This is a genomic window from Alcanivorax sp. 1008 (assembly GCF_020667895.1).
Classification (GTDB): domain Bacteria; phylum Pseudomonadota; class Gammaproteobacteria; order Pseudomonadales; family Alcanivoracaceae; genus PGZG01.
Window position 1 is genome coordinate 1 of sequence record NZ_JAFMPS010000006.1, and the last position, 13,447, is coordinate 13,447.

Genomic DNA, 13,447 nt, shown 5'->3' on the forward strand with positions numbered 1-13,447 from the left:
TTATTGGTGATGGCAACTGGGTGTCGCTGGCGGAGCGTGGCTGGCTCTAGATCCTGCCTGGTTAAGCCCTGAGTGGCCCGGCAAAGGCCGGGTGCCGCCGGTCATATTGGGCATTTGGCCATTGTTGCTTGTGTGCCTGATGCCCTTCTGGTATAAAACGCGCCTTTTCCGGGGGCGTCTCCCCCGTTGATTGATGTCGGAGCAAGACAATGTCCAGAGTTTGCCAAGTTACCGGGAAGCGCCCCATCACGGGCAACCATGTTTCTCACTCGAATATTAAGACCAAGCGTCGTTTCGAGCCGAATTTGCACCATCACCGTTTCTGGGTTGAGTCCGAGAAGCGTTTTGTGCGTCTGCGTGTCTCGTCAAAGGGCATGCGGATTATCGACAAGCTGGGTATTGATGCGGTGTTGGCCGACATCCGCGCCCGTGGCATCAAGGCCTGAGGAGAGTAAGTCATGGCAAAGAGCGGCGCTCGCGAAAAGATCAAGCTGGTTTCTAGCGGTGGTACTGGCCACTTCTACACCACCACCAAGAACAAGCGTAACCACCCGGAAAAGCTTGAAATGAACAAGTTCGATCCGGTGCTGCGCAAGTATGTTCCGTACAAGGAAGGCAAGATCAAGTAAGCACTTGCTGAAACAATCCGGCCTCACGAAAAAGCCCGGCAATGCCGGGCTTTTTCGTGTTTGCGATAATCCTGCCGCCCGATGGCAACGGCACTAAGCCGTTGCTGGTTGTAAGGTGTAGGACTTCAGCTGCGCGGAGAACTCCTGCAAGGCGCGAATGCCGGAAGCTTCTGCCTCACGGCACCATTCACACAGGGCCTCGACCATTTCCTGAGAGTTGGCGCTGGTGCGAGACCATATGGCCTGTAAGCGCAGGCGATGCTGGTAAATAGCTGCCAGTGTCTCATTTTCCGAAACCAGCTTGCTCAGGTTCTCCCGGCCGCGCTCGGAAATCAGACTCTCCTCGCGGTGGAGCAGGGCGCCGGCACGCCGTAGAAATGCGCTGGTGGCTTCAGAGGCACGGGCTTTTTCCTCGCGAAAGACCGGCGCAATCACTTCACGGCGGTAGCGAGCCATGACTTGAAAGCGGTTTTGCATCAGGGCGCGAAGGGTATCGATATCGATGCTTGCCTTGTCCTCGGCGAATACCGGCCGCGGCGGCACCTTGTTGACCTTGGCAAGCCTCAGGGTCTCGAACAGGCGAATCCAGGCCCAGCCCATGTCGAACTCGAAACGGCGTACCGACAATTTAGCGGAGTTAGGATAGGTGTGGTGATTGTTATGCAGCTCTTCGCCACCAATGAGGATGCCCCACGGGACAATATTGCGTGACGCATCGCGGCATTCAAAGTTGCGATAACCCCAGTAGTGACCAATTCCATTGATTACCCCGGCAGCAAACAGCGGGATCCAAATCATCTGGATAGCCCAGATGGTAATGCCAATAGCGCCAAAACAGATCAGGTTAATAGCGCCCATCAGAGCAATGCCCAGATTGGGAAAGCGGCTATACAGATTGCGCTCAATCCAGTCGTCCGGTGTGCCGGCGCCGAATCGGTCCAGGGTTTCCTGATTACGTGCTTCCGCCTGATATAGCTCGGCGCCTTCACACAGCACCTTGCTGATGTCATATATTACCGGGCTATGTGGGTCATTTTCAGTTTCACAAAATGCGTGATGTTTACGGTGAATCGAAGTCCACTGCTTGGTGTTGGTGGCGGTGGTAAGCCAGAGCCAGAAGCGAAAGAAATGGGCCAGTGCCGGATGCAGGTCGAGGGCCCGGTGGGCAGAGTGACGGTGCAGATACACGGTGACGCTGACGATGGTTATATGGGTCAGGACAAGGGTGATTAACACCACCTGCCAAGCGGAGGGAGAAAACAGGCCATTAAGACTCATGGGATTCCACTGCGGGTTTATAATCGTGAATGATGCATATCAGAACACAGATTGTTGGCGAAGTTGCGCCTGACATACAAGGCCGATGGTGCCAGTTTTACAGAGTCGCCCGCATTGGCCCTGCTGCCCGGATATCAAGTATGCCCGAACTACCTGAAGTGGAAACCACATGCCGTGGCATTGCCCCCTACCTTAGGGGGGTGAAGATTCTTAGTGTGCGGGTACGTCAGCCGCAGCTGCGTTGGCCGGTACCAGCTGAGGTCATGGGGCTGCGCGATATGCCGGTGGTGGGAGTGCGGCGGCGGGCCAAATTCGTGTTGATCGATCTGGCCCAGGGCCAGTTGCTGATCCATTTGGGAATGTCTGGCAGTCTGCGCGTGCTGCCGGTGGGCACGCCGGCAGGCAAGCATGACCATGTGGATGTGCTGCTCGATAGCGGCCAGCTGCTGCGTCTCAATGATCCGCGCCGTTTTGGTGCGGTGCTTTGGAGCGAGCAGATCGATGGTCATCCGTTGCTGGGGCATCTGGGGCCTGAGCCGCTGCAAGCGGGATTCGATGGTCAGTGGCTGGCGGCACGCGCTGCGGGCCGCAAGCAGTCGGTGAAGACCTTTATTATGGACAACCGCACAGTAGTCGGCGTTGGCAACATCTATGCTCAGGAGAGTCTTTTCCTGGCCGGCATCCACCCTTCGCGGCAGGCCGGCCGCATTAGCAGGGAGCGTTATATCAGACTGGCGGAGGCTATTCGTACCGTACTGGGGCGGGCAATCGAGGCGGGCGGCACCACCCTCAGGGATTTTAGCCGGGTAGATGGTCAGCCTGGCTATTTCGCTCAGGACCTGTCGGTTTATGGTCGAGCCGGCCAGAGTTGTCTCATTTGTGGGACGATTTTGAAGGGGGCTCGCCACGGCCAGCGCACCACGTGCTATTGCCCGCAATGTCAGCGCTGATGGGTTGCCGCGATGGAATCAAAGGTGTAGATTGTAAGCAATTGCCGGTTTATTAAGAACTTAGAAGCCATAATGGCAGCGTTACATTAACTATAACAAGCAATTAGAGGGTTCCATCATGCTGCGAGCAAAGCGCCCATTTCTGGCCTCGTTCCTCGCCTTTAGTATCTTGTTCGCAGGCGTGGTGCCAGTGGCGCACGCATTTGACCCGGACAGCGATCGTCCGGGTGAGTTTGCGATGATTGCAGATACATTCTTGGCCCGTCCGGCTCTGGCGACTATTTCCCTGATCGGTTTGGGGATATTCACGCTGGCGCTGCCTGCATCGATCCTCGGCGACAACGTTGATGAGTCAGCGGAGAAGCTGGTTAAAGCGCCTGCGAGATCTACTTTTCTGCGCTGCCTGGGTTGCACTCCAGCGCAACACGATTTTCTGCAGAGCGAAAGAGCAACGGATAAAGCGAACCGCTGATGCCAGCCCGGCACAACGTGCCGCAGTCTGCCAGCAGCGCAAGAATTTCTGACGGAGAAGAAAAATGAAAAGAGGTTTTATCGGCCTGTTTGCTGGCGTGATAGCGAGCCTTGGAGTTGTGGCGCACGCGGGTGAAAGCAATGCCTATATTGGCGTCAACTATATGATTATCGAGCAGGATAGTCGTTTCGTTCCGGGAGATACTATTGATACCGGCGAGACAGTTGTTCGCTTCGGTGGCGAAATCAATGAGTACTTCTCTTCCGAATTGCGCGTTGGCATGACCACTGCCTCCGTTAAAGATGGTGCTGCGGAGCTGAAGAATCTGTATTCCATTGGTGGCCTGCTGCGGGTGCGTAAAGAGTACGGCTCGCTGACACCTTATCTTGGACTGGGTTATATGTGGACCCGAGAAGAGCTGTCCGGGGCAGGTCCACTTTCCGGTGAGGCGACTGTTGCTGATGTGGCGGCAGCGGTTGGCGTGGATATTTCTTTGGGTGAAAACCTGGGACTGAATCTTGAGTATTTTGCACTGACCATGAAGCCAATAAGTGATATCAACCGGACGGGCCCATCAGCGGGCGTGTTCTGGCGTTTCTGATTGAACAGATTTGGCAGCCAGGGTGACCGTGCTGCAGAGCGATTGTCGGGGAAAAGCGATGAATAAGTATAAAAGTCTGGTAATGATTGTTCTGGCATCTCTGGGGCTATCAGCCTGTGGAGGTTCCTCTTCCGGCGACGGTCTGGTGCTCGGCTCGCCGGGCGTTGAAGTGGTCGGTCTCGAAGCGGGTCAGTCGGTTAGCGTGATCCTTTCGCAGAGTGGCACGGATTATGAAACTCTTGGCTTTACCACTAACACCACGCAGCGCTTTACCCAGCGTGTTTCCAATGCGGCCCTTCATACGGTACGACTAGGCACGGCTACCGGTGCCACTTGCCGTTTTGGTTCATCCACGCAATCGGCGTCCAGTGATCCGAAATTCGTCCACCTGCTGTCCTGCGGAACAGCGGTGCCACCGGTTGATCCGGGTGACCCGACTGATCCCACCGATCCCTCGGCTATTCAGCTGACGGGGACCCTGCTTGATGCAGGTGGCGTGCCTGTTGGCTCCACGGATCGTCCGATCCGTGCTGACCGTGCTGGCATTTTTTCTGTGACGGTTACTGATTCAGGTGTCCCGGTTGCTAATCGTGTGGTTAATTTCTCTGTAACCCTGGGCTTGTTGGTGCCAAGTAGTGGCACCGCACTTACCGACGCCAATGGCGTTGCCCGAGTGACGTTGCAGGCAGGAGAGGCGTCTGGTGCCGGTGGTATTGAGGCCAGTTATGAAGGTGCTACTTTCACCAGCTATTACCAGATCGATGCAGGTGATGGCGGCGGCACTCCAGAAGAGCCACCGGTAACGGAGACCCTGCTGTTCGGTAATGGCAGTGGAGTAGGGTTTACCGAGGGTGAGCTCGCTGTTTCTGCAACTTCCACCGGTGTCGGCTCTAGCGTTTCGGTTCAGGCTTCAATTGTGGTTGATCCGGGCAATGCCCTGTGGACTGGTGGCATCGCGCAGGTTAATTTTTCTTCGGACTGCGTCGACAGTGGCTTCGCCCAGATTGATTCACCAAGAACAGCAGTCGGCGGCAATGTAAGCACCACCTATGAGCCAGCCACTAACTGTACCTCCGATGTTATTCGGGCCACCGTCACTTTGGGCGGCGAGGCGCAGGCTGCCGTATCTCCGCAGATCACTGTCGCTCAGTCTCCGAGTAGTTCGATTTCCTTCCTTGAGGCTGACCCAACCGTGATTGGTTTGAAGGGGGCTGCTCAGGCTGGCGTGCCGGAGGAGTCGGTGATGACCTTCCTGGTTCGCAACCAGAATGGTGAGCCGGTGGGCAGCGGCGTTTCGGTAGAGTTTGAAGTCACCGCCGGTGCTGGTGGCTTTGATATTACTTCTGGCCTGATTGGTTCAACAAATGCGAATGGTGAAGCGCGCGTTACAGTAACTAGCGGTACTGTGCCGACTATTGGCAGCGTTCGTGCTCGCGTAGTGGGGTCCAATCCAGAGATTCTTGGTACGGGCTCGGTTTCCGTTCAGGTTGGTTTGCCTGAGCAGGAACGTTTCTCTATCGCTACGGAGTTCCTTAACCCCGGGGTTGGCAACCGCGTGGCCCAGGAAGTACCTGTGGTAATTTCCCTGCAGGATCGTATGGGGCAGTTGGTAGCTGATGGCACGTTGGTTAACTTCACCACCGAGCTGGGTGGTATTACCCCAAGCTGCGAAACTATTGACGGTGTCTGTAATGTGACCTGGACTAGCCCGGGTATTACGGTGAATAAATACGATGCCACTCGTGCTGCACGTGCATGTGGGGCTCCAGAGTTTTTCTCTGGTACTGCGCTGGACCGCATCAAGAATGGCCTGGTGGCAGACATGCCATGTGGTGTACACGATCGTTTTGGGCGCACCACTATTACCGCCTGGACAGTCGGTGAAGAGAGCTTTGATGACGCGGTTAACCGCAACAACGTCTTCGATTTGACAGAAGAGTGGCGGGCACTCCCCGAGGCTTTCCGCGACGACAATGAAACCGGCGTTCGTACCAGCGCACCACAGTCTGCGGCTAACGACTTCATGGATTTTGACGAAGATGGACAATACACCCCAGCGGGTACGCTGTTCCGGGGCCTGAGCTGTTCGGCAGCTGCCAAGGCGGCAGGTCACTGCGCGTCTTTGGCTAACGTGCGCACCTCGACCACCATGGCGTTGTCGACAGATGCCTCATATGCCTATGTGTTTCCAGTGGATACTGATTGGATCTGGGAAGATCGGGATGGTGGCGCACCGCAGAACTGGGGCCGTACGGTGATCGTTGGTGACAGCTCTGGAGCAGACCCGACTATCTTTGATTCCATTGCAGCGGACGGCCAGATCCAGAACATCACCGCTAACTCAGCTACTTTCAAAGTGGTGGTTGCTGATGCTAACGGCAATGCTCCCATCAGCGATGGAGAGTCAACCACTTCGGTGCTGGCAACGGCGGTAAATGGTCAGGCAGACGTGTTTGGCGCTCAGTGTTCTGCTTTCAACAGCACTGAGCCGCTGGTCTGTTTCTTCACCATGATATTCCCGGCGGCCATTCCCTCCGGCACAGTGGAGGCTATTCAGGTGCGGGTGTCATCAAGGGTTGAGACGGCAAGGGTATTTACCGTTACCAAGCCCTGATTAAAATAAGCTGTGATGAAAAGGCCCGCAAAATGCGGGCCTTTTTTTAGTCCTTCAATCCTTCCTTTCAGGCTTCCTTACCAAGGCCTCTCCTATTCCTCTGGGATCGGCTGCCGCCTGCAATGAAGCGGTTTTGCTATCCCACAAGATGGCCTGCATATTGCCGTAGCGTCGGCCGGTGGACTCCATCTGGTGGCCCCTTACCAACAATGATTTACCTGCCTCGGTGCCAACAAAGTCTGGCTCTCCCTGAACCATGTCGGGCATATACTGGTGGTGGAAACGGGGTCTGGATACCCAGTCCTCAGCCGGCTTTCCCTGTAGCGCCTCAAGAGCTGCCAGCATCACCATGCTGATAATACGGCTGCCTCCTGGCGTGCCGAGAATGGCAACTTTGCCGTCCCACTCGATAAAGGTCGGCGTCATGGAAGACAGAGGGCGCTTACCGGCGGCAATGGAGTTGGCTTCGCCGCCGATTAATCCGTAGGCATTGGCGCTGCCGGGGTTGGCAGAAAAATCATCCATCTCATTATTCAGCAGCAGGCCAGTTTTCGGTACCACGAAGCCTGAGCCAAACGGGAGGTTGATGCTCAGTGTGGCGGAGACCCGGTTACCCTGCTGGTCAATAATTGAAAAATGGCTGGTGTGATTGCCCTGCTCAACGGTGATCGGCTCGCCAAGGCTTGCCGACGGGGTAGCCTGATCGAGTTTAATGCTGGCGGCCAGAGCGGTTGCGTAGTCCTTGTCGAGCAGCCGGTTAATGGGCATGTCGACAAAGTCCGGGTCACCAAGGTGTAGCGCTCTGTCACGGTATGCACGACGCATACTTTCAACAGCAAGGTGTGGCAGCAAGGCTGGATCGGGCTGGCCGTTATTGAAGCGCTCGAGAATATTCAGGGCTTGAATCAGTACTACTCCGCCGGAGGAAGGCGGCGCAGCGCTGATGATTTTTGCGCCACGAAAAGTGCCGGTAACGGGTTCTCGTTCAACCACTTGATAGTTGGCCAGATCTTCCATCGACCAAAGGCCGCCATTATTGATCACCCCGTCCACAAGCTTTTGCGCCAACTCACCGCGATAGAAGCCGTCATGGCCTTGATCCGCAAGCAGCTCAAGGAGGCGGGCGAGTTCCGGTTGCACAATCAGGTGGCCAACCGGTGGCACCTCACCATTATTCAGAAAAATATGCCGCGCTTCCGGGGAACGGTTCAGTACATCGCGTCGATAATTTGCCATGCGCCGGTAGTGTTCTTCGACCTGGAAGCCGTCTTTCGCCAGCCGGATGGCCGGTGCAAGTGTTACCGACAGGGGGAGTTTGCCGTAACCTGCAGCAAGGTGAGCCAGTGCAGCTGGCTGGCCGGGTATGCCGGCAGCGCTGGGGCCGTTGATTGCCCAATCCCGTACTACCGCACCGCGATTATCCAGATACATATCGCGGCTAGCTGCGCCAGGCGCTTTTTCCCGGCCATCGATCATCACATTGCGGCCGTTGGCAGCGTCGTGCAGTAGCCAGAAACCGCCGCCACCCATTCCTGAGCTATACGGCTCCACCACGGCCAGCGCTGCGCTGACCGCAATAGCGGCATCGAAGGCGTTGCCGCCCTGATCAAGAACTGCGAAGCCGGCCTCGGTCGCCAGAGGGTGTGCCGAGGAAATTGCCGCCGCAGGCAGGCGGGCATGACCGGTGGCGGCGATGACAAACAGCAAAATAGCGGCAAACGGGCCGCGCAGGGTCCACTTCATGATGCTAGTTCTCCTTGCAGTGCCGTGATCCGCACCACGGCGGTACGGCCCGGCGTCATGGCCGGGCATCGTTATCGTAAGCAGGCCAATAATGGGGATGTTTGCTGCCGAGGTCTATCAGACGGAGGGGCGAGTGGGCGGCCTGGCAAATGTTCCAGAGCCGCCAACTAAGGGTGATTACCCGCGCCGGGCGTCACGCTTGCGGGCCAGTGCAGCGGCCACCGCGGGTGGCACAAACTTGCTGATATCACCATCCAGCAGGGCAATCTCGCGCACCAGACTGGAGGAAATGTAGGACAGGTGCTCTGCCGGAGTCAGAAATACGGTTTCCAGATCCGGCGCCAACTGACGATTCATATTGGCGAGCTGGAATTCGTATTCGAAGTCACTGACCGCGCGCAGGCCGCGCAGCAAAATGTTGGCGTTTTGATCGGCGCAGAAGTGGGCCAGTAGCTTGGAAAAGCCCACCACCTTGATGTTGCTCAGGTGGGATAGAGACTCCTCCGCCAAGGTGACGCGCTCCTCCAGAGTAAATAGAGGACCTTTTTTCTCACTGGCGGCAATGGCGACGATAACCTCGTCAAACATGGCTGCAGCCCGTTCGATCAGGTCTTTGTGGCCGTTGGTGATCGGGTCAAAGGTGCCGGGATAGACAACACGGTTGGTCATACAGCGAATCCGGTATTAGCAGCGAAGCGGCAAGGATAGCGACTCGGGGCGACGACCGGAAGGGCGCCGCCCCGGATGGTCAGGCCTGCAACCGGGTCGCCAGCCGGGTGGCGTTGCGTGCGGTCATGCCGTAGATGGTCAGCTGAGGGTTAACGCCCAGACTGGTGGGCAGCACCGAGCCATCAAACACGTACAGGTTTTCCAAGTGGTGGTAGCGGCCATCGCTGTCAGTCAGACAGCGGCTTTCATCGGCCCCCATGGTGCAGCCACCCATCACATGAGCACTGCCGCAGCCGGCCATTCCGGGAGCATATTTCAGCGTCGGAATAAGCTCCTTGACCTGCTTCCAGCTGCTCATGAACGGCATGTCGCCATGGCCGGCGCGAACAGACTGCGCCCCGGCAGCAAACAGCATTTCCGCCATCTTCAGGTGGCTATGGCGCAGCCCTTCGAGAACATAATCATTGAGTACATAGTCGAGCACCGCATCGCCATACTTGCTCAGCTCCACCGCACCACCCTCACTTTCATCGTGGAAGCCATCACGCATCATGGCAATGGCGGCAGCATAATGAGGTAAGCGCGACACTTGAGTGCGGGCCAGGCTGCCGTAGCCGCCAATTAGTGAGGACATCAGGCCGGGGTGGGTCGGCATGACTTCCATCTTGTAGCCGATGGCGCCATCAACGCCATCTCGCCAGGTGAACTGGTCGGAGTACAGCGATTGCGGCGCACCATAGTAGCCGTCGACCCGCTCCTCAAAATCACCCAGTACCAATGTGGTTGGATGTAGAAAAGTACGCTTGCCGAGCCGTTCGTGGGGATCAGGCACGCCGGCCCGCATCAGTAGCGCAGGCGTATTGATGCCACCGCCCGCTGCTACAAACGTCTTTGCAACTACCCGTACGGTTTTGCCAGTGGCCTGACGCCGTCCATCCAGTGCATTGCAAACCACAGCAGTAACACGTGTGCCGTCATGCTCCAGCGTGCGTGCCTCGGCGCTGTGCACTAGCGTGGCACCATTTTCCATGGCAGATGGAAGTGTGGTCACCAGCATGGATTGTTTTGCGTTTGTCGGGCAGCCGGTGCCGCAGTAACCGAGGTTCCAGCAGCCATCAACATTGCGCGGGATCACGCTCCAGCCCCAGCCGAGCGCCTCGCAGCCATTTTTCAAGGCGTTGTTGTTGCTGTTGGGCGGCATCGCCCACTTGCTGACCCGCAGGCGCTTTTCCATTTTCTCAAACCACGGATCGAGCTCGCCGCGAGACAGGCCGGTGACACCAAAATTATCTTGCCAGTAGGACAGAGTTTGCTCCGGGGTGCGGAAACTGGAAGTCCAGTTAACCACCGTGGTGCCGCCCACGGCACGCCCCTGAAGAATGGCGATGCTGCCATCTTTGGCTGCTCTGGCAGCGCCCTCCTGATAAAGATCGCGGTAGGCTTCGCCCTCGTCCATATTGAACTGATCAGTGCTTTTAAGTTTGGCGGCTTCAATGATCACCACACGAAGGCCAGACTGACTCAGGATTTCTGCACTAACACCGCCGCCGGCGCCGGAGCCGATAATCGCCACATCCGCTTCAATGGTTCGGTCTTCATTCAACTGCGATGCGTCGATAACGGACCAGCCTGCTGCCACGCCCTCTTTCCACGGATCGCGGATGCCTCTTACTTCGAGCTTGGATAAGTCGTTCATGCAACCACCTTTCTTGGTGGGCCCGGATAACCGGTGCCTTTGGCAATCTCGGGGTCGGTGTACCAGGCCAGCGTCAGTGGTTGGCACAGGCCATTAAACGCAAGTCGGGCAAAACTGTTTTGCTTGCGGCTCCAGCTCGCCAGCCCCTGATCAATTTGCTCAGCACTCAATGTGCCGGGGTGCGACCAGGCATCCATGGTCCACCAGCGAAAGGCACCCAGCTGCAACACATCATAGAGCTGAAAAATGGCGTCGCGGCCACCCTGGGCTGGGCTGTCGAGCAAGGTATCCAGGCGCTGCAGCACTCTGGGTACATCTGCGTCAGCATTTGGCAGGGCGCCAGCTAACAGTACCGGGATCATTGGAGTAAGTAGTTCGATATCTGCCTGGCGCAAGTGCAGGAAGCCGTCAGCCGGTACCTTGGCGGCACTGCATCCGCTCAGCGAGGCAACGCCGGCTCCGCCGGCCAGCAGGGCAGAACCAAATAAGCCGGCGCGCAGAAATGCGCGCCGGTTCAGGGCCAGAGTGTCGTTCATCTGTGCCTCACTTCATCAGATATTTATAAATGAACTTGTGCATACCGCGGCCGAAGGGCGGCAACACATTCTTGGTTGGGTTAATGCGACCGCGGCGGAAAACACCCTTGGCGTTGGAGAAGGTCAGGAAGCCCTCATAGCCATGATAGTGGCCCATGCCGGACGGTCCGACACCACCAAATGGAATGTCATCAACACCTACCTGAGTCATGGTGTCATTCAATGCGGCACAACCGGAGTGGGTGTTGTTCAACACATAGCGGGCGCGCTCGCTGTTCCAGTCAAAGTAATACAGGGCCAGAGGACGTGGGCCGGCGTTAACGAAATCGATTGCCTGCTGCACAGAGTCATACTCATGGACGATCATCAGCGGGCCGAAGATTTCATCGTCAGCGACTTTCATATCTGCGGTGACGTTTAGCAGCAAGGTAAATGGAATCTTGCGCGACTGGCTGAAGTCTTCGTTGGCTGGATTGATCTGAATAACAGTAGCGCCCTTCTCGCGGGCATCTTCAATATAGCCAATCAGCCGTTTGTGCTGTCGCTCATTAACCACCGAGGTCAGATCCGGATTGTTCAGCATGGTCGGATACATGCCGCTGACCTGATCATTAAAGGCTTTAACGAACTCGTCCGTCTTGCCCTTTGGCAGCATGACGTAATCGGGAGAGACGCAGGTTTGACCGGCGTTGAAACACTTGCCAAAAGCAATGCGCTCCACCGCGTCCGGAATTGGGAAATCATCGCTGATGATGCAGGGGCTTTTGCCGCCCAGCTCAAGAGTGACGGGCGTCAGGTTCTCAGCCGCAGCACGCATCACATGGCGACCGATAGAGGTGGCTCCAGTAAACAGCAGATGATCAAACGGCAATTTCGAAAATGCCGCGCCCACATCCACTTCGCCATTGAAAACGGCCACATGATCCTGTTCGTAGACTTCGGCAAGAATTTTCCGCAGCAGCGCGCCGCTTGCCGGAGTGGATTCACTCATCTTGATCATCACCCGGTTGCCGGCCGCCAGTGCGCCGATCATAGGGCCAAGGGCGAGGTAGAAAGGATAGTTCCACGGCGAAATGATGCCGACCACGCCCACCGGCTGGTAGGTCACCATGGCCGACCCGGGCCACTGGGCGGCGCCAACTTTGCGCTTTTGCGGCTTCATCCATTTGCGCAGGTTCTTGGCGTAATAGCCGACGCCCTCAAGACTGGTGAGGATCTCCGCGAGCCGGGTTTCGTCAGCCGAGCGGCCACCGAAGTCGTTATTCAGGGCGTCACAAATCTCATCCTGATACTTGAGCAGCAGGGGGCGCAGCCTGTTCAGGTGGTCAATGCGCTCTTCCGCGCCCGGATAGGGATGGCGGGCAAAGGCCTCTTTCTGCGCCTGGAAGATCTGCTCCATTCGCTGGATTTCTTCGTTCTGGCTATGCAGGGCCTGAATATCGGCAACCATGGGACTCTCCTGAAGCTGCAATAAATAAGTGGAAACTTGACTAGTGATTTTTAGAGCAATTACTCTAACTGTCAATCCCTGCTGCCCAACTGGCTGCATCAGCACCTTTTTAACAGGACTTCTGGCCCGATATGACCAGCACCAAAGAGCGCATCCTTGCCACCAGTCTTGAGCTATTTAATCGGCTCGGCGAACGCAACGTCACCACCAACCATATCGCGGAGGCGCTGGGTATCTCGCCGGGTAATCTCTACTACCATTTCCGCAATAAGGCCGACATCGTATTTGCCCTGTTCGAGCGCTATCAGGACACGGTGAAGGCATTTCTGCAGGTGCCGCCGGGCCGTCCACTGACCTGGCAGGACAAGGTGGGGTACTTCGAGTCGATTCTGCAGAGTATGTGGGGGGCGCGCTTCCTGCATCGTGATATGGCCCATCTGCTCAATCAGGATGAGCGTTTGCGATCCAGCTACAGTGACTTTGTGCGTCGTAGTCTGGAGCAGGGCCTGCAGGTGTATGAGGGGTTGCGCGCCGCCGGGCTGATTGATGTCGGCGACGAGGAAATGCAGGCGCTGCTGGTCAACACCTGGGTTATGGCGGCGTCCTGGGCCGGTTTTGTGCACAGTATGGTGCCAGCGGAGCGACGTGACGAAGAGTTGGACAGAACGTTGCTACGTCAGGGCATCTATCAGATTGTCTGCCTTGAGGCACCCTACTTGCGAGGAGAGGCGCTGGAGCACCTCAACGCCATGAAGACGCGCTACAGCAAGGGCAATACTCTGGAGTTGCTGTTGCCGCCTTTATAGCCA

At 56.8% G+C, this 13,447-nt stretch carries 13 protein-coding genes; 7 read left to right on the forward strand and 6 right to left on the reverse strand.

Annotated features, from left to right (window positions below):
• Positions 1-209 precede the first annotated feature (209 nt).
• Both rpmB and rpmG read left to right on the forward strand, forming a co-directional pair.
• The gene (rpmB, locus tag J1C54_RS08725) at positions 210-446 is read left to right on the forward strand and encodes a 50S ribosomal protein L28 (protein WP_229146498.1); all 237 of its coding nucleotides are present in this window, start codon (positions 210-212) and stop codon (positions 444-446) included.
• Between the two features lie 12 nt (positions 447-458).
• The gene (gene rpmG / locus J1C54_RS08730) at positions 459-629 is read left to right on the forward strand and encodes a 50S ribosomal protein L33 (RefSeq protein ID WP_229146501.1); all 171 of its coding nucleotides are present in this window, start codon (positions 459-461) and stop codon (positions 627-629) included.
• Positions 630-722: 93 nt separating this feature from the next.
• Here the strand turns inward: rpmG and J1C54_RS08735 are convergent, their stop codons facing one another.
• Complete coding sequence (locus J1C54_RS08735; protein WP_229146506.1) at positions 723-1,907, reverse strand: fatty acid desaturase; 1,185 nt, start codon at positions 1,905-1,907, stop codon at positions 723-725.
• Between the two features lie 140 nt (positions 1,908-2,047).
• On the opposite strand from J1C54_RS08735, the gene mutM reads away from it, so the two are divergent.
• The 4 genes from mutM to J1C54_RS08755 all read left to right on the forward strand — a co-directional run bounded on the left by mutM (position 2,048) and on the right by J1C54_RS08755 (position 6,544).
• Positions 2,048-2,857 (forward strand): bifunctional DNA-formamidopyrimidine glycosylase/DNA-(apurinic or apyrimidinic site) lyase, encoded by an 810-nt coding sequence (gene mutM / locus J1C54_RS08740; protein ID WP_229146510.1) that lies wholly within the window; start codon positions 2,048-2,050, stop codon positions 2,855-2,857.
• A 118-nt stretch (positions 2,858-2,975) separates the two neighbouring features.
• On the forward strand, positions 2,976-3,329 hold the full coding sequence (locus tag J1C54_RS08745) for a hypothetical protein (RefSeq protein WP_229146512.1): 354 nt from the start codon (positions 2,976-2,978) through the stop codon (positions 3,327-3,329).
• A 64-nt stretch (positions 3,330-3,393) separates the two neighbouring features.
• Complete coding sequence (locus J1C54_RS08750; protein ID WP_229146516.1) at positions 3,394-3,930, forward strand: outer membrane beta-barrel protein; 537 nt, start codon at positions 3,394-3,396, stop codon at positions 3,928-3,930.
• A gap of 58 nt (positions 3,931-3,988) precedes the next feature.
• Complete coding sequence (locus J1C54_RS08755; protein WP_229146519.1) at positions 3,989-6,544, forward strand: Ig-like domain-containing protein; 2,556 nt, start codon at positions 3,989-3,991, stop codon at positions 6,542-6,544.
• 54 nt (positions 6,545-6,598) lie between these two features.
• Here J1C54_RS08755 and ggt read toward each other — a convergent pair whose 3' ends face one another.
• The 5 genes from ggt to J1C54_RS08780 all read right to left on the reverse strand — a co-directional run bounded on the left by ggt (position 6,599) and on the right by J1C54_RS08780 (position 12,638).
• Positions 6,599-8,287, reverse strand: a complete 1,689-nt coding sequence (ggt, locus tag J1C54_RS08760) for a gamma-glutamyltransferase (protein ID WP_229146520.1) — start codon at positions 8,285-8,287, stop codon at positions 6,599-6,601.
• Positions 8,288-8,464: 177 nt separating this feature from the next.
• Positions 8,465-8,956 carry a pantetheine-phosphate adenylyltransferase gene (gene coaD / locus J1C54_RS08765; protein WP_229146523.1) on the reverse strand — a complete coding sequence of 164 codons (492 nt, stop codon included), beginning with the start codon at positions 8,954-8,956 and terminating at the stop codon, positions 8,465-8,467.
• Between the two features lie 79 nt (positions 8,957-9,035).
• On the reverse strand, positions 9,036-10,652 hold the full coding sequence (locus J1C54_RS08770; protein WP_229146526.1) for a GMC family oxidoreductase: 1,617 nt from the start codon (positions 10,650-10,652) through the stop codon (positions 9,036-9,038).
• A complete protein-coding gene (locus tag J1C54_RS08775; RefSeq protein WP_229146529.1) occupies positions 10,649-11,188 on the reverse strand; it encodes a Tat pathway signal protein in 540 nt (179 codons plus the stop codon). Before J1C54_RS08775 ends, J1C54_RS08770 begins: the two co-directional genes overlap by 4 nt.
• A 7-nt stretch (positions 11,189-11,195) precedes the next feature.
• A complete protein-coding gene (locus tag J1C54_RS08780; RefSeq protein WP_229146532.1) occupies positions 11,196-12,638 on the reverse strand; it encodes a coniferyl aldehyde dehydrogenase in 1,443 nt (480 codons plus the stop codon).
• A 131-nt stretch (positions 12,639-12,769) separates the two neighbouring features.
• Between J1C54_RS08780 and J1C54_RS08785 the strand changes: the two genes are divergently transcribed.
• Positions 12,770-13,444: a TetR/AcrR family transcriptional regulator gene (locus tag J1C54_RS08785; protein ID WP_229146534.1), complete on the forward strand. Its 675-nt coding sequence runs from the start codon at positions 12,770-12,772 to the stop codon at positions 13,442-13,444.
• Positions 13,445-13,447: the final 3 nt, after the last annotated feature.